Source organism: Xanthomonas sp. DAR 34887 (genome assembly GCF_041245805.1).
GTDB classification, from domain to species: domain Bacteria; phylum Pseudomonadota; class Gammaproteobacteria; order Xanthomonadales; family Xanthomonadaceae; genus Xanthomonas_A; species Xanthomonas_A tesorieronis.
In genome coordinates, this window is sequence record NZ_CP162490.1 from 4,489,649 (window position 1) to 4,510,340 (window position 20,692).

The window sequence follows — 20,692 nt, forward strand, 5'->3', positions numbered from 1 at the left end:
GGAGAGGTCCTACGCCCCGGATCACCAGCTACGCGTAACGTTCCTCACTGCGGCAGCGGTTGCGCCACGCCCTGCGCGATCGCTTGGCGGGTGATGCGTTCGATGTCGCGTTGCAGCGTCGCATCGGCGACCTGCTGGCGCTTCGCCAGCACCTCCTGTTGCCGGGCCAGACCCTCCTGTTGTTCGGCCAATGCCGATTGTCGCGTTTCCAGCGCAGCCATCTGCTGCGCGAAGTCCGCATGCGCGGCATCACTGCGTGCCGCGGATCGGGCAGCGGCCTGGCCGCCGCTGGCGGCGAGCCGTGCCTGGTCGCTGGCGCGCCTGGCCTGCTCCATCGCCTCGCCTGCCTGGCTCTGTGCGATGACGCCCTGTTGCCGGCCGATCTCGCCCTGGCGCATGCCCAACCGCCCCTGCCGCTCGCCCAGTTCGCCCTGTTGCCGCCCCAGCGCTTCGACCGGCGCATAGGCGGCCTTCAGCTGCTGGATCGTGGCCGCATCGCGCACCACGTAGCGTTTGCCGTCCCGGCGGATCCACCACAGCGTCTCGTCGCCGCGGCGTGCGCGTCGCGCCTCGCGCAGGTCGTCGCTGCTGCCGTACATGTTGGTGCTGAATTTTTCGAACAGCACCGAGGCATTGCGGCGATCGTCCGACAATGTGGTGATGTTGGAACTGATCGTCAGATGCTGCGCGCCGGCAATGGGCGCGGGCGGTACCGGCGGTACCGGCGGCACCACGGGCGCGGGCGGAGCGGGCGGCGTTGCGGGCGACGCCGGTTCGGCCGGCGCGGCGATGTCGCTGACCGCAGCCTGGGCGCTCGCCTGCACGGACGCGATCGCACCGGCCGTGGCACCGGCCAGGACCAGCAAGGTGGCGCCGCGGCGCCAAAGCGGAAGGTTCGAGTGCAGCATGGCGGATCTCCTGGGGCATGGCGGATGGACGAAGCGAGGGCCTACGCCGTAGTAACCAGCGGCGCCGACGCCGACGCGAACCGTGCGTCGGTGCAACGCGCGTTGCCGATCGCGGGGCCAGGCGCACCTGCCGCGCGGCTACGAAGCCACGGCGCGTGCATCGGGCAGCGATGGCGGACTGGATAGCTACAACTGTAGTCAAAACTAGGCCTGACTACACATGTCGTCAAGCATGCCGAAGGTCATGCCCGGCCGCCCCGCTTACAATGGCGGCCACTCCGCGAGCGAGACGAACGTGTCCAAGCAATCCAAAGCCAAGCGCGACAAGCGCAAGAAGCAGCAACCCAAACGCGCCTTTGCCCGACTGGGCCGCGAGCAACCCATCGCCAACCACGCCGTGCTGCAGGACGAAAGTGGCCGCGTGCTCGCCGCGATCGGCCTGCAGGGCAGCGAATGGCTGCTGTCGGTCGGCGGCCAGACCATGGGCAACGCCGACAATCCGGTGCCGATGCTGGCGATGCTCAAGCATCTGGCCAACGTGCAGGAGCAGGAAGGCAAGACCATCACCCTGGACTACTCGACCCAGCTGCAGCAGATGATCGACGACCTTGCCGCCGACGAGGGCAAGACCGCGGCAGAGTATCTGGACGCACTGGTCGCCGAGTTCGCAGAAGGCGATGACGACGCGACCGCCGAAGAAGAGGGCGACGCCGAGGCCGGCGACGTGGCTGCCGATGACGCGGATGCCGAGGCAGCGGCGGGCAAGACGGAAAACGACGCGGCAGCGGCTCCGGACGCCGAAGCGGACGCCGACGGCAAGCGCAAGCCAGCCTGATCGCGCGATGGCGGTCTACATCGACGATGCGGTGCATCCCTGGCGCGGCCAGCGCTGGGGACACCTGCTTGCCGATACGCTCGACGAGCTGCATGCGATGGCGGCGCGGCTGGGCATTCCCCGTCGCGCGTTCCAGAACAAGCTCAGCGGCGCGCACTACGACGTGCCCGCCGCCTTGCGCGACGAAGCGATCCGCCTTGGCGCGGTGCCGGTGTCGCGGCATACCGATCGTGCGTTGATGAAGGCGCTGATCCGCCAGGCGCGTGCGCAGGCGCGCGGCGAGGCCGATTGAAGCTTTGTGATAGCACCGGCGTACTGCGCATTGCAGCGGCGCGGGCCTGTGGATGCATTGGCCCAGCGCTTTTGGCAGAGGCCGAGGCGACTGCCTCTCGCGACTTCGTTACGTCGCGGCTGAAGCCGCTCCTACAAAAAATTGGCGGCTAGTTGCTGGGTGCGCTGTGGGAGGGACTTCAGTCCCGACTGCATCCAAGCCGCAAACATTCCACCGCTTCGCTCGTCGCGACTGAAGGACACCTCAATAACCCCAAAAGCACGTCGACGCAGTTGCGAGACGCCGACACGCCCAGCCCGCAGGTCCGGCAGATGCGTTCGAGATGCCATGAAGTGGCGCATTGGCGATGGACTAGGTGGCGTTGCGACCGCGTTTTTCAGGATGCTTTGGCATTACGGCCACTTCGTCCTTCTGTCGCGGCTGAAGCCGCTCCTACAACATGCGCCACGCCCTTGTAGGAGCGGCTTCAGCCGCGACAGGAACACGACACGCCAGCGCCACGCGCAACATTCAGCTTCCGGAAGGAAGGTATTAGAGATGCCCCGAAGTCGCTCCCACGGGAGGCTGCGGACGCCCTGGCATACAGGACTTACGCACCGCCAATTCCCGAGTCCGGCGGGCATGCCTAGAACGGATCGCTGCCCGGGCGCAGGTCGATGCCCAGGATCGCGGCCAGGCGCTGCATGTCCTCGTCGTCGCGGCTGAGCGCCATCCAGCCGGCGCGATCGTCGCCGCCGGTGTCCCAGCACCAGACGCTGTAGCCGTATTCGCGCAGGCGGTCGTAGGCCACCGCCAGCAGCGAGGCGGTGTCGTGGGCGCCGAGGAAGTCCTCGTCGTCGATGTCGCCGCCCCAGTCGATGCGCAGGTTCCAGCGCGCGGCCAGTTCGTTGATCGCGCCGATCAGCGCTTCGCTGTCGCCGCCGTCCACGTAGAAACCGGAGGTCCAGTCGATGGCGTCCTTCAGCGTCCACAGCCAGCCGTCGCCGTCGCTCTCCATGTCGCCCGCCGCCTCGCGGTAGGCGTTGAACTGGCGCAGCGCGGTCTCCTCGTCGCCGGGATTGATCAGCAGCAGCAGGTTCCAGATCAAGCCCTGCTGGGTATCCGGATCGTCCTCGTCCAGGTCGCTGAGGTCGTCGGGGTCTTCGTAGTCGGCGCTGTTGTCGGGCATGACGGCGGATCGGGCAGTACGGGATGCGCAGTGTGCCGCGCCGGGCGCGGCGACGGAAGCGCGGCGAAACTCGGCAGCGACGCCGCAGACGTTTATCCTTCGCACCCGGAAGACGGCGCCACCCGCCGCCAAGCGAACCCACGACGATGAGCGATACCCCTCCCGATCACCTGGCGATCAGCCCGCAGAGCCCCTTCCACGACGCCGAGGCGCTGGCGCGCGGCGTCGGTATCCGCTTCAACGGCGTGGAGCGCGACAACGTGGAGGAGTATTCGGTCAGCGAAGGCTGGATCCGCGTGCAGGTCGGCAAGGCGCGCGACCGCCGCGGCAATCCGATGACGATGAAGATCAAGGGCGCGGTCGAGGCCTACTACCTCGAAACCAACTGACCCCGAAAGCGCGGCGAGCGCGCGGCGCCGTGCGCTGGCCGCGCTGCCGACGGCGACCCGCGGCCGCACCCATGCCGACGATGATCGGCGGTGGCCGGCCGCCAATGACACTTTGACGGTCCTACGGATGCAGCGCGCCGCCGCCGGCTCAGGACTTGAGCCGGTAACCGCTGCGGAAGATCGCCCAGACCACCAGCAGGCACAGCGCCAGGAACACCGCGGTCATGCTCGCGCTGACCGCGATGTGCACGTCGGCCTTGCCGAAGAAGGCCCAGCGGAAGCCGCTGACCAGGTACACCACCGGGTTGAACCAGCTGATCTTCTGCCACAGCGGAGGCAGCATGCTGATCGAGTAGAAACTGCCGCCGAGGAAGGTCAGCGGGGTCACCACCATCAGCGGGATCACCTGCAGCTTCTCGAAGCCGTCGGCCCAGATGCCGATGATGAAGCCGAACAGGCTGAAGGTCAGCGCGGTCAGCACCAGGAAGCCGAACATCCACAGCGGATGCGCGATCTCGTACGGCACGAACGCGCGTGCGGTGACCAGGATCAGAAGGCCCAGCATCACCGACTTGCTCGCCGCCGCGCCGACATAGCCGATCACCACCTCCCACCATGCCACCGGCGCCGACAGCACCTCGTAGATGGTGCCGGCCCAGCGCGGCATGTAGATGCCGAACGAGGCGTTGGACACGCTCTCGTTGAGCAACGACAGCATCACCAGCCCGGGGATGATGTAGGCGCCGTAGCTGATGCCGTCGATGGCGCCCATGCGCGAGCCGATCGCCGCGCCGAACACCACGAAGTACAGCGAGGTCGACAGCACCGGCGAGGCGATCGACTGGGTGAGCGTGCGGAAGGTACGCGCCATCTCGAAACGGTAGATCGCGGCAATCGCATGCAGGTTCATGCGCGCGCCTCCGCGCGGGCGGCAGCCGGGCGCACCAGGTTGACGAAGATCTCCTCGAGCGAGCTTTCGCTGGAATGCAGGTCCTTGATCTCCATGCCTTGCTCCTCCAGCTGCCGCAGCAGGCTGCCGATGCCGGTCTGCTCGGCCTGCACGTCGTAGGTGTAGGTCAGCACGGCGCCGTCGGCGGACAGTTCCAGCGGCTGCGCGGCCAGCGCCGCGGGCAGCGCCGACAGCGGCGCCTGCAGGGTCAGCGCCAGCTGCTTCTTGCCGAGCTTGCGCATCAGCGTGCGCTTGTCCTCCACCAGCACCAATTCGCCGCGGTTGATCACCCCGACCCGGTCGGCCATGTCCTCGGCTTCCTCGATGTAGTGCGTGGTCAGGATGATGGTGGTGCCCTGCTCGCGCAGGCGCCGCACCATCTGCCACATGTCGTGGCGCAGCTCCACGTCCACGCCGGCGGTGGGTTCGTCCAGGAACAGGATGCTCGGCTCGTGTGCCAGCGCCTTGGCGATCAGCACGCGCCGTTTCATGCCGCCGGACAGGGTGGAGATCTTGCTGTCGCGCTTGTCCCACAGCGACAGGTCGCGCAGCACCTGCTCCAGATAGGCGGGATTCTTCGGCTTGCCGAACAGGCCGCGGCTGAAGCGTACCGTCGCCCACACCGTCTCGAACGCATCGGTGGCCAGTTCCTGCGGCACTAGACCGATCTTGGCGCGCGCGGCGCGGTAGTCGCGCACGATGTCGTGGCCGTCGGCCAGCACGGTGCCGGAGCTGGGATTGACCAGGCCGCAGACCACGCTGATCAGCGTGGTCTTGCCGGCGCCGTTGGGACCGAGCAGGGCGAAGATCTCGCCGCGCTGGATGTCCAGGTCGATGCCTTTCAACGCCTGAAAACCGCCGGCGTAGGTCTTGGTGAGCTGCTGGATGGAAATGATCGGCGACACACGAACTCCTTGCGCGGTGGATCGGAGCGGCCGCCGCGACGAACGTCCGACAGGGTAGAGGGCCGCGACGCTGCGATAAACCGCGATGAGCGGAAGCAGTCTCCCGCATGCGGGATAGTCTGAGGTGCTGGGAATAGGGAGTCGGGAATGGGGAATCGAAAAAGCCGGGCCGCGCGCAGCCTAGCTCTTCGTATTCCGACTCCCCGTTCCCAATTCCCAACCTTGAAGGAAGCCTAACAACGCCGCGTGCGTACCGTGTGCACGCCACCGACGCATCACACCGCAGCGGAGCTTGCTCTTCCCATTCCCGTTTCCCCATTCCCGATTCCCGGCCCCTCCTCAATTCTTCCGCCGCGCCTCCAGCAGATCCAGATTGCGGATCAGCCTGCGCGCGATCTCGTCGGAGATCTTGCGCTGGCGGGTCAGCTTGAACAGCTCCTGGCGTTCGGCCTGCAGGCCGGCGTGGCGCAGCTGGCGCAGCACGTCGTCCAGCCGCCGCGCCTCTTCCGGATCGCTCTCCATCACCTCGCCATGGTCGAGGTGGCGCTGGTACAGGGCGCTGACCCGGATCGCCGCCTCGTTGTAGAGGTCGGCATGTTCGCTGTCGTGGACCAGCCGTTGGCGCAGCTTCTCCACCGCCGCCAGCGCCGCGCGCGAGGATTCGCGCCGGGCCAGGTCCTCCTCCAGGCGGTCGGTCGGTTCCTCCGGCAGCTCCAGGCCGCGCAGCAGCCGCGGTAGCGCCACGCTGGCGACCAGCAGCGAGGTGACGATCACTGCGCTGGCCAGGAAGATCACCAGATCGCGCGCCGGGAACGCGGTGCCGTTGGGCAGCAACAGCGGCAAGGTCAGCACGCCGGCCAGGGTGATCGCGCCGCGCACGCCGGCCAGCGACGCCGCCACCACGATCCGCCATGGTGGGCTGAGACGCGCCTCGCCGCGTCGCCGCGCCTTGAGCAGGTTCCAGCGCAGCGACAGCCACACCCACACGAAGCGCAGCAACAGCAGGCCGAGATAGATCGCCAGCGCATAGCCCAGCAGCCACCACGGATTGAGGTGCCCGGCCTCGTCGATGTTGTGCACCGCGCCCTGCACGATCCCCGGCAACTGCTCGCCGAGCAGCACGAACATGATGCCGTTGAGGGTGAACTGGACCATGTCCCACACCGCCGAGCGTTGCACGCGCATGCTGCCCGGGGCGCGGCCGCTCAGTTCCACGTAGCTCATGCTGATGCCGGCGGCGACCGCGGCGAGAATGCCGGAGGCGTTGATCGCCTCGGCCAGCAGGTATGCGGCGAACGGCAGCAACAGGTTGACAAGGATCGCCGCGCCGGGCTCCTCGCCCACCTGGCGCCAGATCCAGCGCTGCGCCAGGCTCGCGCCCAGGGTCACGCCGACGCCGGAGGCCACGCCGACCAGCGCCACCCACAGGAAGGTCAGCGAGGCGTCGGCCAACGAGAACGCGCCGGTCATCGCCGCGGCCACCGCGAACTGGAAGCAGACCAGGCCCGACGCATCGTTGAGCAGCGATTCGCCCTCCAGGATGTGCATCAGCCGCTTCGGGATCGGCGCCCGCGCCGCGATCGAGGACACCGCGATCGGATCGGTCGGCGACACCACCGCGGCCAGCGCGAACGCCACCGCCAGCGGCATCGCCGGAATCATCCAGTGGATCAGGAAACCGGCGCCGACCACGGTGAACACCACCAGCCCCAGCGCCAGCTCCAGGATCGCGCCCTTGTCGCGGAACAGGCCTTGCTTGGGAATGCGCCAACCGTCCAGGAACAGCAGCGGCGGCAGGAACAGCAGGAAGAACAGCTCCGGCTCCAGCGCATAGCCCTTCTTGAACACCCCGGCGATGACCGCGCCCAGGCCGATCTGCACCAGCGGCAACGGCAGCGAGAACGGCAACAGGCGCACCAGATAGCCGCTGGCCACCACCGCCAGCAACATCGCCAACACCACTTCGATCGAATGCATGCTCGTCCGGACGGCGGCGCCGCGCCGATGGCACCGCACCATGAATGGGGGAAAGCGGCAAGCAAAGCGCACCGCAGGCGCGATGTCCAGTGGCAAGCGCGCGCGACATTTAGGCGGCGGCCTGGAACAGCGCGGACTACGCGCGCAGAGCGGCAAACCGGCACGACCGGCACGACCGGCGCGACCGGCGCCACAGCGCGTCACGCGTTACCATCGAACCGATCATCACGCAGCCCGAACTCTACGTACCGCCGCCGTCGGAGACGCCATGCTCAGCATCCAAGACCTCAACCGTTTCATCGACGACCCGACGGTGAGCGACAACGTCACCCAGGTCTGGAACCTGATCGGCGCGCATTTCGAGCAGGCCCAGGCCGGCCTGCCGGCCGAACAGGCGATGGAACGGCGCGAACTGTCGTTCCACGATCACGTGCGGCTGCTGGGGTATCTGTGCCTGCTGCTGGAGGGCATCCCCGGCGACCTGGTGGAGATCGGCGTGTGGAAGGGCAAGTCGCTGGTGCTGATGAACGAGATCAGCAATCGCCAGCGCCGCGTCATCGGCATGGATCCGTTTGCCCTGCCGAACCAGTTCGAGGAATTCAATCACTACCGCCAGCTGCTGCTGCCCAATGCGCAGTTCATCCGCGGCTACTCGGAATTCTGCGCCCAGCACTTCTACAACATGAACCCGGAAGTGGCATTGCTGCATATCGACGGCGGCCACACCGGGCGCAACGTGTTGCTGGATTTCCTGCTGTATGCGCCCAGCGTGGTGACCGGCGGGTTCGTGGTGTTCGACGACTACGGCGACCACCTGCACTCGCCGGAAGTCGGCCCCGCGGTCGACCTGCTCAGGGCCACCGGCTATTTCAACGATTTCCATGTCCTGGGCTGCGCGCATGGCTTCGAGAACAGCTACGTGCTGCAGCGGCGCTGAACCCGCGGTCGGCGCGGCGGCGGATGCGCCGAGCTTGAAATCCCGGAGTGAAGATCGCCAGGCGCGATGCGACGCTCAGCGGCCCGAGTCCGGATTCACGACGCGCGGCGTCTCCCCGGCCTGCGCCAGCCGGCGCAGATCATCGACGAAGCCACGATAGGCCGCCGCACCGGCCTCGCCGCCGCGCTGGCGCAGCACCCACGACGGATGCACGGTGGCGAGCGCGCGGCTGCCGTCGGCCAGCGCCTGCCACTGCCCGCGCTGCGCCATCAGCGCAAAGCCGTTGCCGAGCACCGCGCGCGCGGCGGTGGCGCCCAGGCACAGCACCACGCGCGGGCGCACCCGCGCCAGTTCGCCGGCCAGCCAGAAGCGGCAGGCCTCCACCTGCGCACGTTCCGGGTTGCGGTGCAGCCGCGCCTTGCCGCGTTGCTCGAAGCGGAAATGCTTGACCGCATTGGTCACGTACAGCCCGGCGCGGGCGATGCCGAGTTCGTGCAGCGCGCGATCGAACAGGCGCCCGGCCGGGCCGACGAACGGCCGCCCGCTCAGGTCCTCCTCGTCGCCGGGCTGCTCGCCCACCACCATCACCGCCGCATCGCGCGGTCCCTCGCCGAACACGGTCTGCGTGGCCGGCTGCCACAGCGGGCAACGCCGGCACTCGCGCGCCGCCGCGCGCAGCGCATCGAGGCTGTCATCGGCCTCGATCGCGGCCGGCGGCGGCGGCGCGGGAATGCGCCGGCGCACCGGCTCCGGCGCGCGCTCGGCCATCTCGCGCACGCGCTGCCCGGCATCGCGGATCAGGCCCGGCAGCAGCTGCGTCTCCGGCAGGTTCTTCCAGTACTTCTGCGGCATCTCCTGACGCATCATGTCCGGGTTGAGCCGCGCCGGATTGAAGATGTTGGCGTAGTAGGTGCGCCACAGCGCATCCTGCGCATCGTCGGCCGGCGCATCGGCGCGCTGCGCGCCGGCGCCGAACTGCAGCGCCGCACCGTCCCAGCGCACGCTGCGGTACGGGGTCAGGATCGCCCAGCGCATGCCGGCGAAACGGCGCGCGAAGAACGGCGCGATGCGATCGACGATGTGGTGTTCCGGCTCGAACCAGGCGACGAACGCCTCCTCCTCGCCCGGCACCTCGCGGAAACGCACGAACGCCTTCATCTTGTGGCTGTCGCGGCGCACCGCCTGCGCCCACTGCTGCGCCCGGTGCATATCGGCATCGGTGGCCTGCTGCAACAGCGCACGCTCGCCCGACCCGATCCGCCACAACAACCGATACAGCAACGCATGCCGCTGCGGATCGCGATGGCACAGCGCCGCCCCCGCCAACGCCAGGAACTCCGCCGAAACCCGCGGCGCCGCCACCGTAGCCGGCAACCCAACCACATCGGTCCCGGCCAGCAACCCACCCTGCGCATCCCCCTCCCAGAGCACCGACTCCGGCGCCACCTGCGCACACCACGCCGCCCGCGCCGCCACCCGCCACGCCTCCAGACTCCACCCCGGCACCACCTCAGCCCGAAACACGGTTCCCCCCTCGCATCACCGCCCCCACACCAGCGCGACAGACACCAACCCCCTCATTACCAAAGCAACATCGACCGCTGTTGCTGTTGCTGTTGCTGTTGCCGGTGATCTTGCTTTTGAAACTTCCCGCCTTAAAGCGAGCCGAGCACCGCAGTGGCGAGCGGCCGAAGAGGCGCCCCTGTTTGAGCGAAGCGAGTTTGGGCGCCGTCCCGAAAAGGGGATAAATGCCGCTCGCCGCGAGGAGCGCAGGGGACCGGTGCAGCTGTATCGCACCGGCTCGCGTCGGGCGGGAGCGGTTTTGGTTACTTTTGCCAAGACAAAAGTGACTCGCGCCGACCGGCGCGAAAGCTCTTGATCTTGCTCTTGCTTCAGCAACTGCCTTTGCAGTTGCGGTTGCAGCTGCGGTTGCACGAACCAGCGCACCACCCCAACACCACCCCCACCCCACCAAGTCAATCAAACAACCCACCCTGCCGCGGCGCCGGCGCCAACTGCGCCCGCAACCGCTGCGGATCGTCCAAACGCTGGCGCGGATGATGATCCAGCACACTGACGAACGGCAGCACCTTCTTCATCGGCATCCGCAACCGCGCCAGATCCCCCACGCGCAACCGCGCATGCCGCCGCGACAACAACAACCGCTCCACATTGCGCGTGCCCAACCCCGGCACCCGCAACAACATCTCCCGCGCCGCCGTATTCAGATCCACCGGAAACCGCTCCGGATGCCGCAGCGCCCAGGCCAGCTTCGGATCCACGTCCAGATCGAGCATGCCGCTGGCCGCCTCCGGCGCGATCTCCTCCACCGAGAAATCGTAGAACCGCAGCAGCCAGTCGGCCTGGTACAGACGATGCTCGCGCTGCAACGGCGGCGCCTGCAGCGGCAGCTTCGAGGACGCATCGGGAATCGGACTGAACGCGGAGTAGTACACCCGCCGCAGCCGGTAATTGCCGTAGAGATTGTGGCTGGTGCGCAGGATCGCGCGGTCGTCGGCCGCGTCCGCGCCGACGATCATCTGCGTGCTCTGCCCGGCCGGCGCGAAGCGCGGCGGCTTGGCGCTGAGCTTGCGCTCGGCCTTGCGCGCCTCCTTGCTTTCCTCGATGCGCCAGCGCAGCTCGCCCATCGCCGCGCGGATGCCGCCGACGCTCTTCTCCGGCGCCAGCCGGGTCAGGCCCTGCTCGGTCGGCAGCTCGACATTGATGCTCAGCCGGTCGGCGTAGCGGCCGGCCGCGGCCAGCAGTTCCGGCGCCGCATCGGGAATGGTCTTGAGGTGGATGTAACCGGCGAAGCGGTGCTCCTCGCGCAGCTGTCGCGCCACTTCCACCAGCTGTTCCATCGTGTAGTCGCTGTTGCGGATGATGCCGCTGGACAGGAACAGGCCCTCGATGTAATTGCGCTTGTAGAAGTCCAGGGTCAGCTTGACCACTTCGGCCGGCGCGAAGCGCGCGCGGCGCACGTTGCTGGACACGCGATTGACGCAGTACGCGCAATCGAACACGCAGAAATTGGTCAGCAGAATCTTCAGCAGCGACACGCAGCGGCCATCGGGCGTGTACGAATGACAGATGCCCATGCCCTCGGTGCTGCCGATGCCGCCGCTGCGCAACGAATGGCGCTGGTCCGCGCCGCTGGAGGCGCAGGAGGCGTCGTATTTGGCCGCGTCGGCGAGCACGGCGAGCTTTTCGAGGGTATTCACCCGGAAACGATGCCTGCTTGCCGTCTCAGCCTGTGAGACGGCGATGCGGTCGCGCCTTCATCGCGATGAACCGCTCAGGCCGGCCCGCGCGGCCGCCAGCTCAGGCGGCGAGGCGTTGCGCGCCGCCGTCGAAGCGGTACAGATCCATCGCGATCATCCCGGCGTCGATGCCGGCATCGATGCGCTGTGCGCCCAACCCCTGCTCGCCGGCCGCGCCCATCGCGAAGTAGATCGGCAACCAGTGCTCGTCGGTCGGATGCGCGCGCTCGGCGAACGGCGCCTGCCGGCGGTAATCGAGCAAGGCCGGCAGATCCTCGCGCAACAAGGCCTGTTCCACCCACTCGATGAACGGGCGCACGTACGGCGCATCCTTGCCTTCGGCGTAGCGGCCGAAGTCGTGCAAATTGTGGGTGATGCTGCCCGAGCCGACCAGCAGCACGCCGTCGTCGCGCAGCGGTGCCAGCGCGCGGCCCATCGCCAGCTGGTGCGCGGGGCCCAGTTCCGGCTGGATCGACAGCGGCAGCACCGGGACGTCGGCCTGCGGGTACAGCAGCGACAACGGCACCCACACGCCATGGTCCAGCCCGCGGCGTTCGTCCACGTAGGGCTGCAGGCCTGCGCGCTCGAGCCGTTCGGCGACCTCGCGCGCCAGCGCCGGCGCGCCCGGCGCCGGATACTGCATCTCGTGCAGCGCGCGCGGGAAGCCGCCGAAGTCGTGGATGGTCTGCGGCTGCGCCGCCGCGCCGACCATCGGCCGCCGTCCGAGCCAGTGCGCCGATGCCACCACGATCGCGCGCGGACGCGGCAGCGTCGCCGCCAGTTCGGCCAGGCGCACGCCCACCAGGCCCGGATCCAGCGCGGTCATCGGCGAACCATGCGAGATATAGAGCGAAGGCAGACGGGACATGACGGACATTCTCCAAGGGGGATGAGGCGCGGCGTCCGCGAATCGGGACGTTGCCGGGCCAGCGTCGCCGGCACGCATGCCCTGGTTCGCAGGGCAGTGGCGGCAGGTCCACAGCGTATTCCCGCTGCGAGGGGAGATAAATTACTCTGCGCCCGGATATCTATTTCGGGAACGGCAACAATGGATACGCTGGAAGCGATGCGCGTGTTCGTCACCGTGGTCGACCGCAACGGCTTCAACGCCGCCGCCGACGCGCTGGGCATGTCCACCGCCAGCGTCACCCGGCAGGTGGCCTGGCTGGAAAAGCGGCTCGGTCTGCGCCTGCTCAACCGCACCACGCGCCGGGTCAGCCCGAGCAGCGTCGGCACCGCCTACTACCAGCGCTGCCAGGTGCTGCTGGCCGAGTTCGATGACATGGAGGCGGCGGTCGGCGAGCAGGCGCTGACCCCGTCCGGCACGCTGCGCATCAACGCGCCCTTCAGCTTCAGCATCGCCCGGCTGGGGCCGCGCCTGGCCGGCTATCGCGCGCGCTATCCGCAGGTCGCGCTGGACCTGTCGCTGTCCGATCGCATCGTGGACATCGTCGAGGAAGGCTACGACATGGCGATCCGCATCACCCGCCAGGTCACCCCGACCCTGATCGCGCGCAAGCTCGGGCAGGTGCAGGCGTATCTGTGCGCCTCGCCGGCCTACCTGGAACGCGCCGGCACGCCGCGCCTGGCCGCCGACATCGCCGGGCACGAATTCCTGACCTACAGCTATTCGCCGCTAGGCGACGAGCTCGCCTTGCAGGGTCCCGACGGCGAGACCCGGGTGCGCATCCAGGGCGGACTGCGCGCCAACAGCGGCGACGTGCTGCGCGAGGCCGCCGTCGCCGGCATGGGCATCGTCCTGCAGCCGGACTTCATCGCCGAGCAGGAACTGGAGGACGGCCGCCTGGTGCGCGTGCTGCCCGACCACCAGTTGGCCCCGATCGGGGTCTATGCGGTCTACGCCAGCCGCAGCCACCTGGCACCGAAGGTGCGCAGCTTCATCGACTACCTGGTCGAGGTCGGCATCGAGCGCGACATGCACGGGAACGCGGTGCCCTGAGCGGCGGCGTCCGGCCGGCGCGGCGCCGGTCGGACACAACATCCTGCACGTGGCGCTGATCCAAGCGGCGGCGCATGCGCACAATGCCCGCGCTTCGCCCCCTCCCTTCACCCGATTCCAGGAGTTCGCCCATGAGCAAGATCGCGATCGTCTATTTCAGCGGCTACGGCCATACCGTCAAGCAGGCCGAGGCGGTACACGCTGGCGCCGCCAGCGTCGGCGAGGCCACGCTGTACCGCATCGACCAGGATGGCAACCTGCCCGAAGACGCCTGGGACGCCATCGGCCAGGCCGATGCGATTATCTACGGCAGCCCGACCTACATGGGCGGCCCGGCCTGGCAGTTCAAGAAGTTCGCCGACGCCAGCTCCAAGCCGTGGTTCGCGCTGGCGTGGAAGGACAAGATCGCCGCCGGCTTCACCAACTCGGCCTCGGTCAACGGCGACAAGTTCTCCACCATCGAATACTTCTGGACCCTGTCGCAGCAGCACGGCCAGATCTGGATCGGCACCGGCCTGCCGCCGTCCAACACCAAGGCGCACGGCCCGGCCGACGTGAACTGGACCGCGGGCTTCGCCGGCGCGCTGGCGATCTCGCCGTCGGACGCCTCGCCGGACGAGGCGCCGCGCGCGGGCGACCTGGAAACCGCGCGCCTGCTCGGCAAGCGCGTGGCCGAATACGCGGCCAAGCTCAAGGGCTGAGTCCCGCAGCGCCGTCGCCACCGTCATGGCGGCGGCGGCGGTCCCCGCGGCACGTGCGGCACTGATCGGCCGATCAGTGCCGCGGCTACTCCGCCGCCGCGTTCGCCGCGCGCAGGTGGTCGATGAACACGCGCAGCTTCGGCGCCAGGTGTTCGCGCGCCGGGTAGTACAGATAGAAGCCGGCGAAGGGCTGCTGCCAGTCGTCGAGCACGCGCACCAGGCGGCCGGCGGCGACGTCGGCGGCGACCACCGATTCGAAACCCTGCGCCAGGCCCAGCCCGGCCAACGCCGCGGCATGGGTCAGGCCGCTGTCGTTGAACACCAGGGTGCCGCTCACCTCCACTTCGAAATCGCGGCCGTCGCGGGTGAACTCCCAGGCCATGCGTCGGCCATTGCTCATGCGGTGCACGATGCAGTCGTGGTCGACCAGGTCGGCCGGCGTCTGCGGTGGCCGATGGCGCCGGAAATAGTCCGGTGCCGCACAGATCACCTGGCGCTGCATCGGCCCCAGCGGCACCGCGATCATGTCGCGCGCCAGGCATTCGCCCAGGCGGATGCCGGCATCGAAGCCCTCGGCCACCACGTCGACCAGGGCCGGGTCCACGCACAACTCCACCTCAATCTGCGGATAGCGCGCCAGGAACGACGGCAGCCAGGGCATCACCAGTTGGTCGGCGACCACCCGCGGCAGGGTGATGCGCAGGCGCCCGGCTGGACGGTCGCGCACCGTGTCCAGGTCCAGGAACGCCGCCTCGATCTGCGCCAGCCCAGGCTTCACCTGTTCCAGAAAGCGCGCGCCGTGTTCGCTCAGCGCCACCCGGCGCGTGGTCCGGTGCAGCAGGCGCACGCCCAGCTGCGCTTCCAGCGTGCGCACCGTCTGCGACAGGGCCGAGGCCGAGACGCCGAGTTCGTCGGCGGCGCGGGTGAAGCTGGCGTGGTGGGCGACGCGGGCGAAGGCGACCACGGCAGGCAGGGGGCTGGCAGCCATTGTGAAGCTCAACTTCAAGGAAGATGCAGACTATGCCAGTTTATCCATCTGGTCGAGCGGCGCATCCTGCCGTTCCCGCGGTTCGATCCGCTTGCCAGGAAGCTCCCCATGTCACTCGACCATTACCGTCTTCTCGGCCGCTCCGGCCTGCGCGTCAGCCCGATCTCGCTGGGCACGATGACCTTCGGCAACGACTGGGGCTGGGGCGCCGACGAAACCGAAGCCGGCCGCCTGTTCGCGCGCTACGTCGATGCCGGCGGCAACTTCATCGACACCGCCAACCTCTACACCAACGGCAACTCCGAGAGCCTGCTCGGCAAGTTCGCCGAAGGCCGCCGCGACCGCCTGGTGATCGCCAGCAAGTACACGCTCAACCCCTTCCCCGGCGACCCCAACGGCGGCGGCAACCACCGCAAGAACCTGCTGCAGTCGGTGGAGGCCAGCCTGAAGCGGCTGCGCACCGACTACCTGGACCTGCTGTACCTGCACATCTGGGACGACACCACGCCGGTGGAGGAAGTGATGCGCGGCTTCGACGACCTGGTCCGCGCCGGCAAGATCGTCTACGCCGGCATCTCCGACACGCCGGCCTGGCAGGTGGCGCGGATGCAGACCCTGGCCGACCTGCGCGGCTGGTCGCCGCTGGTCGCGCTGCAGATCGAATACAGCCTGGCGCAGCGCACGGTCGAAGCCGAGCTGGTGCCGATGGCCGAAGCGCTGGGCCTGGGCGTGCTGGCCTGGTCGCCGCTGACCATGGGCATCCTGACCGGCAAGTACAGCCGCCAGGACCTGGCCGCGGTGCAGCGCCGCGCCGCGGAGGGCCAGGCCAGCGCCGAACGCGGCGATGCGGCGCATGCGCACGAAATGCTGACCGAGCGCGCGCTGGACATCGCCGAGGTGGTCAAGCAGGTTGCCACGGAGATCGGCCGTTCGCCGGCGCAGGTGGCGCTGGCCTGGCTGCTGCAGCGGCCGGGCGGCGGCGCGATCCCGATCGTCGGCGCGCGTACCCTGGCGCAGCTGGACGACAACCTCGGCGCGCTGGAACTGCAGCTGGACACGCAGCAGTTGCAGCGGCTGGACGCGGTCAGCGCGGTGGCGCATCCGTTCCCGCACGCGTTCATGCGCCTGCCGATGCCGCGGCAACTGGTCTCCGGCGGCACCCGCCTGCAGCCGCGCACGCCGACGCCGTGACCGCGCGGCACGCACGCGAGCGAACGCTTCACTGACTTTGCGCAAACGCCTGCCATGGCATGGTCGGCGCCTGCGCGGTTCGCGGCGCAGCGCGCGTTTGCAGGATCGGACAAGGATCCTGCGCGATCGCGATAACGCCTCGCCGCGCCGCGCTCGCATCCTCCGTGCCCCGCGACTACGGCGTCCGCGCCGCCTCCTTTCCTCCACGTTGCTTCCCGTTTCCAACAGGAGTTTCCCGATGCAAACCCGCACTCTCGGCCGCAACGGCCCCCGCGTGTCCGCCCTCGGCCTCGGCTGCATGGGCATGAGCGCGTTCTACGGCGGCCGCAACGACGACGCGGCCTCGATCGCGGTGATCCACGCCGCGCTCGACCACGGCGTCACCCTGATCGACACCGCCGACATGTACGGCCCGCACACCAACGAAGTGCTGGTCGGCAAGGCGCTGGCCGGGCGCCGCGACCAGGCGTTCCTGGCCACCAAGTTCGGCATCAGGCTCGATCCCAACGATCCCAGCGTGCGTGGCGCCGACGGCCGCCCCGAGTACGTGCAGGCCGCCTGCGAAGGCAGCCTGCAGCGCCTGGGCGTGGACCACATCGACCTGTACTACCAGCACCGGGTGGACCCGAACGTGCCGATCGAAGACACCGTCGGTGCGATGGCGCGACTGGTCGAACAGGGCAAGGTGCGCTTCCTGGGCCTGTCCGAGGCCGCCGCCGGCACCATCCGCCGCGCGCATGCGGTGCACCCGATCACCGCGCTGCAGAGCGAATACTCGCTGTGGTCGCGCGATCCGGAGAGCGACCAGGTGCTGGACACGGTGCGCGAGCTGGGCATCGGCTTCGTGCCCTACTCGCCGCTGGGCCGCGGCTTCCTGACCGGGGCGATCCGCTCGCCGGAGGACTTCGAGGCCGACGACTACCGCCGCCATTCGCCGCGCTTCCAGGGCGAGAACTTCGCCCGCAACCTGCAGCTGGTGGAACAGGTGCGGACGCTGGCCCAGGCCAAGGGCGTGACGCCGGGGCAGCTGGCGCTGGCCTGGGTGCTGGCCCAGGGCGACGACCTGGTACCGATCCCGGGCACCAAGCGCCTGGCCTACCTGGAAGAGAACCTGGGTGCGCTGCAGGTGACGCTGAGCGCCGAGGATCTGGCGCAGATCGACGCGATCTTCCCGGTGGATGCCGCCGCCGGCAGCCGCTACCCGCCGGCGATGATGGCGACGCTGCAGCGCTGAGCCGCCGCTGCGGTCCGGCCGCGCCGCGCGCGCGGCCGGCCGATACGCGGCGCGGGCCGATTTGCCCGCGCCGCGCCGGCATCGCATGATGCCGGACGTGATCTCGTTCATCGTTCCCGCCCACGACGAAGCCGCCCTGATCGGCGACACGCTCGCGTCGCTGCATATCGCCGCCGAAGCCTTGCGGCTGGACTGCGAGACCCTGGTCGTGGCCGACGCCTGCAGCGACGACACCGCGCAGATCGCGCGCCGCCATGGCGCGCAGGTGCTGGAGGTGCAGTTGCGGCACATCGCCGCCACGCGCAATGCCGGCGCCGCCGCCAGCCGCGGCCGCTATCTTTTGTTCGTCGATGCCGACACCCGCGTCAACACGCCGCTGCTGGCGGCGGCGCTGCGCGCGCTGCACACCGGTGCGGTCGGCGGCGGCGCGCAGGTGCAGTTGCTCGGCGCCGTCGCCTGGCACGAACGCGTGGCGCAAGCGGTGTTCGGCTGGCTGTTCCGCCGCACCGGCATCGCCCCGGGCTGCTTCCTGTTCTGCACGCGCAACGCGTTCGATGCCGCCGGCGGTTTCGACGAAGGCTACTACGCCGGCGAGGACGTGGCGCTGAGCCGCGCGTTGGCCCGGCGCGGGCGCTTCGTGATCCTGCGCGAGCCGGTGCACACCTCCGACCGCAAGCTGCGCAGCTTCAGCAAGCGCGAGCACCTGGGCCTGTTGTTGCAGCTGCTGCGCCGCGGCCGCGGCATGCTGCGCTCGCGCGACGCGCTCGGCTTCTGGTATGGGCAGCGCCGCGGCCGTTGACGCGCGCCGCCCTGCCGGCGTGGGTCGCGCCGCAGCGGCGCGGTTGCCGGCGCCGATCCGCTGGCAGTACGCTGCGCCCCCTTTGCGCGAGCTTTGGCAATGACCGTCGACCCCAGCAGGCCCATCGCGGTGCGCATCCTCGGCACGGGCGACTATCTGCCGACACGGCAGGTGGCCTCCGACAGCTTCGACCAGCGCTGGGGCAAGCCCGCAGGCTGGACCCTGCGCCATGCCGGGGTCCGGGTGCGCCATTACGCCGGTGATGAGGAACCGGCCTCGCTGATGGGCGAACGCGCCGCGCGCGCGGCGCTGGCGGCGGCGCAGCTGCAGCCGCACGACGTGGATTGCGTGATCTCCGCCTGCAGCGTGATGGAGCAGGCGATCCCGTGCAGCGCCGCGCTGCTGCATGCGCGGCTCGGCCTGCAAGGCAGCGGACTGGCCGCGTTCGACGTCAACGCCACCTGCCTGAGCTTCGTCGCCGCGCTGGACCTGGCCGCCTGCGCGATCGCCGCCGGCCGCTACCGGCGCGTGCTGATCGTATCCAGCGAAATCGCCAGTGTCGGCCTCAACGGCGAGGACATGGACACCGCGCCGCTGTTCGGCGACGGCGCCGCCGCGGTGGTGCTGGGCGCGGACAACGGCGACAGCGGTTCGCAGCTGCTGGCCGCGCACCTGGAAACCTATTCCGAAGGCACCGCGCATTGCCGGGTCCGCGCCGGCGGCACCCGCCTGCGCCTGGAGCACGGCATCGACGCGTTGCGCGCCGGCTCGCTGTTCGAAATGAACGGCCGCGCCACCTACCGGCTCGCCGCGGCGAAGTTGCCGGGCTTCCTGCAGCGGCTGCTGGACAAGGCCGGCGTGGAACTGGCGCAGGTGCAGCGGATCGTGCCGCACCAGGCCAGCGCCAAGGCGCTGCGGCACCTGCAGGTCGCGCTGCGGCTGGCGCCGGACACGCTGGTCGACGTCATCGGCGAACGCGGCAACCAGATGGCCGCCTCGATTCCCAGCGCATTGCACCGGGCCATCGCCGACGGCCGCATCGTGCGCGGCGACCTCATCGCCCTGGTCGGCTCTGGCGCTGGGCTGGCGTTCGGCGGCGCGGTGCTGCGCTACTGACATGGCGCGCATCCTGGTCACCGGCGCCTCCGGCTTCATCGGCGCGCATATCGTCCGCGCGCTGGCCGCCGAAGGCGCGCAGGTCCGCGCCAGCGGCCGCAACGCCGCCGCACTGGCCGCCTTCGCCGGCGACCCGCGCATCGACGTGGTCCGCGCCGACCTGTGCCGCGACGATCTGGCGGCGTTGCTCGCTGGCTGCGACGCGGTGATCCACTGCGCCGCGCTGTCCGCCCCATGGGCCAGCGCCGAGCTGTTCCACCAGGCCAACGTGGTCGCCACCGAGCGCATGCTCGCGGCGGCGCGGCGCGCGCAGGTGCGCCGCTTCGTGCACTTCAGTTCGCCGAGCATCTATTTCCGCTTTGCCGACCAGTACCAGATCCGCGAGGAATTCACTCCGCCGGCGTGCTGGATCGGCGGCTATCCGCAGACCAAGTGGGAAGCCGAAGAGAAGGTGCGCGCCGCCGCCGCGGCCGGATTGCCGGCCCTGGTGCTGCGCCCGCGCGCGGTGTTCGGCCACGGCGACAACGCGATCGTGCCGCGGCTGCTGGCGGTGGCGCAGCGCGGCTGGTTCCCGCTGGTGCACGGCGGACGCGCGATGATCGATGTGTGCTGCGTGGAGAACGCGGTGGCCGCGGCGCTGGCCGCGCTGCGTGCCGACCACCTCGGCGACGGCCGCGCCTACAACATCAGCAACGGCACGCCGATCGCCGTGCGCGACTTGCTCACCGGATTGTTCGACGTGCTGCAGCTACGCGTGCGCCTGCTGCCGGTGCCACGCCGGCTGGCCCTGGCGCTGGCCACGGTCGGCGAACAGATCGCCTTGCGGCGGCGCGGGCAACCGGAGCCGCGGCTGAGCCGCTACGGCATCGGCGTACTCGGCTATTCGCAGACACTGGACATCGGCCGCGCACGCCGCGAACTCGGCTACGCGCCGGTGCTGTCCACCGAGGCCGGGCTGGCGGCCCTGGCGCGCACGTGAGGCAACCTCGACAAGCGCCTGGCCCGGTCTGCCCGGCATCGCCCGCCGACGCAGGCGCGCGCACGTCTGCAGGTGTGGGAGGGACTTCAGTCCCGACGCGACTG

Annotated in this window: 21 protein-coding genes; 11 read left to right on the forward strand and 10 right to left on the reverse strand. The window is 69.4% G+C overall.

From position 1 onward, the window contains the following. Positions 1-44: 44 nt before the first annotated feature. On the reverse strand, positions 45-908 hold the full coding sequence (locus tag AB3X08_RS19125; RefSeq protein ID WP_369934368.1) for a hypothetical protein: 864 nt from the start codon (positions 906-908) through the stop codon (positions 45-47). Positions 909-1,203: 295 nt separating this feature from the next. On the opposite strand from AB3X08_RS19125, the gene AB3X08_RS19130 reads away from it, so the two are divergent. Next, the gene (locus AB3X08_RS19130; RefSeq protein WP_369938580.1) at positions 1,204-1,743 is read left to right on the forward strand and encodes a hypothetical protein; all 540 of its coding nucleotides are present in this window, start codon (positions 1,204-1,206) and stop codon (positions 1,741-1,743) included. Positions 1,744-1,750: 7 nt separating this feature from the next. Beyond that, positions 1,751-2,035 (forward strand): DUF4031 domain-containing protein, encoded by a 285-nt coding sequence (locus AB3X08_RS19135; RefSeq protein WP_145705080.1) that lies wholly within the window; start codon positions 1,751-1,753, stop codon positions 2,033-2,035. Between the two features lie 625 nt (positions 2,036-2,660). On the opposite strand, the gene AB3X08_RS19140 is transcribed toward AB3X08_RS19135, so the two are convergent. After that, a complete protein-coding gene (locus AB3X08_RS19140) occupies positions 2,661-3,203 on the reverse strand; it encodes a DUF6630 family protein (RefSeq protein WP_369934370.1) in 543 nt (180 codons plus the stop codon). A gap of 146 nt (positions 3,204-3,349) precedes the next feature. Here AB3X08_RS19140 and AB3X08_RS19145 point away from each other — a divergent pair, with 146 nt between their 5' ends. Beyond that, complete coding sequence (locus tag AB3X08_RS19145; RefSeq protein ID WP_185814098.1) at positions 3,350-3,592, forward strand: DUF3297 family protein; 243 nt, start codon at positions 3,350-3,352, stop codon at positions 3,590-3,592. Here the strand turns inward: AB3X08_RS19145 and AB3X08_RS19150 are convergent. The 4 genes from AB3X08_RS19150 to AB3X08_RS19165 form a co-directional block, all read right to left on the reverse strand. Next, positions 3,552-3,665 carry a hypothetical protein gene (locus tag AB3X08_RS19150; RefSeq protein ID WP_369934372.1) on the reverse strand — a complete coding sequence of 38 codons (114 nt, stop codon included), beginning with the start codon at positions 3,663-3,665 and terminating at the stop codon, positions 3,552-3,554. The two genes, AB3X08_RS19145 and AB3X08_RS19150, sit on opposite strands and share 41 nt — an antisense overlap. Before the next feature lie 75 nt (positions 3,666-3,740). Then, positions 3,741-4,502 carry an ABC transporter permease gene (locus AB3X08_RS19155; RefSeq protein ID WP_369934373.1) on the reverse strand — a complete coding sequence of 254 codons (762 nt, stop codon included), beginning with the start codon at positions 4,500-4,502 and terminating at the stop codon, positions 3,741-3,743. Then, positions 4,499-5,446, reverse strand: coding sequence for an ABC transporter ATP-binding protein (locus AB3X08_RS19160; RefSeq protein WP_369934375.1), 948 nt, complete (start codon positions 5,444-5,446; stop codon positions 4,499-4,501). The genes AB3X08_RS19155 and AB3X08_RS19160 overlap by 4 nt, the downstream gene beginning before the upstream one ends. A 339-nt stretch (positions 5,447-5,785) precedes the next feature. Further along, entirely contained in the window at positions 5,786-7,423 is a 1,638-nt protein-coding gene (locus tag AB3X08_RS19165) for a Na+/H+ antiporter (RefSeq protein ID WP_369934377.1), read from the reverse strand. A gap of 268 nt (positions 7,424-7,691) precedes the next feature. Here AB3X08_RS19165 and AB3X08_RS19170 point away from each other — a divergent pair, with 268 nt between their 5' ends. Further along, positions 7,692-8,360 carry a class I SAM-dependent methyltransferase gene (locus tag AB3X08_RS19170; protein WP_369934378.1) on the forward strand — a complete coding sequence of 223 codons (669 nt, stop codon included), beginning with the start codon at positions 7,692-7,694 and terminating at the stop codon, positions 8,358-8,360. Positions 8,361-8,435: 75 nt separating this feature from the next. Here the strand turns inward: AB3X08_RS19170 and AB3X08_RS19175 are convergent, their stop codons facing one another. From AB3X08_RS19175 to AB3X08_RS19185, 3 genes are all read right to left on the reverse strand, one after another. Then, on the reverse strand, positions 8,436-9,884 hold the full coding sequence (locus AB3X08_RS19175; RefSeq protein WP_369934380.1) for a UdgX family uracil-DNA binding protein: 1,449 nt from the start codon (positions 9,882-9,884) through the stop codon (positions 8,436-8,438). 452 nt (positions 9,885-10,336) lie between these two features. Then, positions 10,337-11,581 carry a putative DNA modification/repair radical SAM protein gene (locus AB3X08_RS19180; protein WP_369934382.1) on the reverse strand — a complete coding sequence of 415 codons (1,245 nt, stop codon included), beginning with the start codon at positions 11,579-11,581 and terminating at the stop codon, positions 10,337-10,339. A 100-nt stretch (positions 11,582-11,681) separates the two neighbouring features. Continuing rightward, on the reverse strand, positions 11,682-12,488 hold the full coding sequence (locus AB3X08_RS19185) for a DODA-type extradiol aromatic ring-opening family dioxygenase (RefSeq protein ID WP_369934384.1): 807 nt from the start codon (positions 12,486-12,488) through the stop codon (positions 11,682-11,684). Positions 12,489-12,668: 180 nt separating this feature from the next. On the opposite strand from AB3X08_RS19185, the gene AB3X08_RS19190 reads away from it, so the two are divergent. Both AB3X08_RS19190 and AB3X08_RS19195 read left to right on the forward strand, forming a co-directional pair. Further along, positions 12,669-13,580 carry a LysR family transcriptional regulator gene (locus AB3X08_RS19190; RefSeq protein WP_369934385.1) on the forward strand — a complete coding sequence of 304 codons (912 nt, stop codon included), beginning with the start codon at positions 12,669-12,671 and terminating at the stop codon, positions 13,578-13,580. Between the two features lie 131 nt (positions 13,581-13,711). Next, the gene (locus tag AB3X08_RS19195) at positions 13,712-14,281 is read left to right on the forward strand and encodes a flavodoxin family protein (protein WP_369934386.1); all 570 of its coding nucleotides are present in this window, start codon (positions 13,712-13,714) and stop codon (positions 14,279-14,281) included. A gap of 85 nt (positions 14,282-14,366) precedes the next feature. Here AB3X08_RS19195 and AB3X08_RS19200 read toward each other — a convergent pair whose 3' ends face one another. Further along, positions 14,367-15,269 carry a LysR family transcriptional regulator gene (locus AB3X08_RS19200; RefSeq protein WP_369934388.1) on the reverse strand — a complete coding sequence of 301 codons (903 nt, stop codon included), beginning with the start codon at positions 15,267-15,269 and terminating at the stop codon, positions 14,367-14,369. A gap of 108 nt (positions 15,270-15,377) precedes the next feature. On the opposite strand from AB3X08_RS19200, the gene AB3X08_RS19205 reads away from it, so the two are divergent. The 5 genes from AB3X08_RS19205 (at position 15,378) to AB3X08_RS19225 (ending at position 20,588) form a co-directional block, all read left to right on the forward strand. Then, complete coding sequence (locus tag AB3X08_RS19205; RefSeq protein ID WP_369934390.1) at positions 15,378-16,460, forward strand: aldo/keto reductase; 1,083 nt, start codon at positions 15,378-15,380, stop codon at positions 16,458-16,460. Positions 16,461-16,698: 238 nt separating this feature from the next. Next, complete coding sequence (locus AB3X08_RS19210) at positions 16,699-17,694, forward strand: aldo/keto reductase (protein WP_369934391.1); 996 nt, start codon at positions 16,699-16,701, stop codon at positions 17,692-17,694. Positions 17,695-17,791: 97 nt separating this feature from the next. Beyond that, positions 17,792-18,493, forward strand: coding sequence for a glycosyltransferase (locus AB3X08_RS19215; RefSeq protein ID WP_369934393.1), 702 nt, complete (start codon positions 17,792-17,794; stop codon positions 18,491-18,493). 99 nt (positions 18,494-18,592) lie between these two features. Then, a complete protein-coding gene (locus tag AB3X08_RS19220) occupies positions 18,593-19,609 on the forward strand; it encodes a 3-oxoacyl-[acyl-carrier-protein] synthase III C-terminal domain-containing protein (RefSeq protein ID WP_369934394.1) in 1,017 nt (338 codons plus the stop codon). 1 nt (position 19,610) lies between these two features. After that, a complete protein-coding gene (locus tag AB3X08_RS19225; protein ID WP_369934396.1) occupies positions 19,611-20,588 on the forward strand; it encodes an NAD-dependent epimerase/dehydratase family protein in 978 nt (325 codons plus the stop codon). Positions 20,589-20,692: the final 104 nt, after the last annotated feature.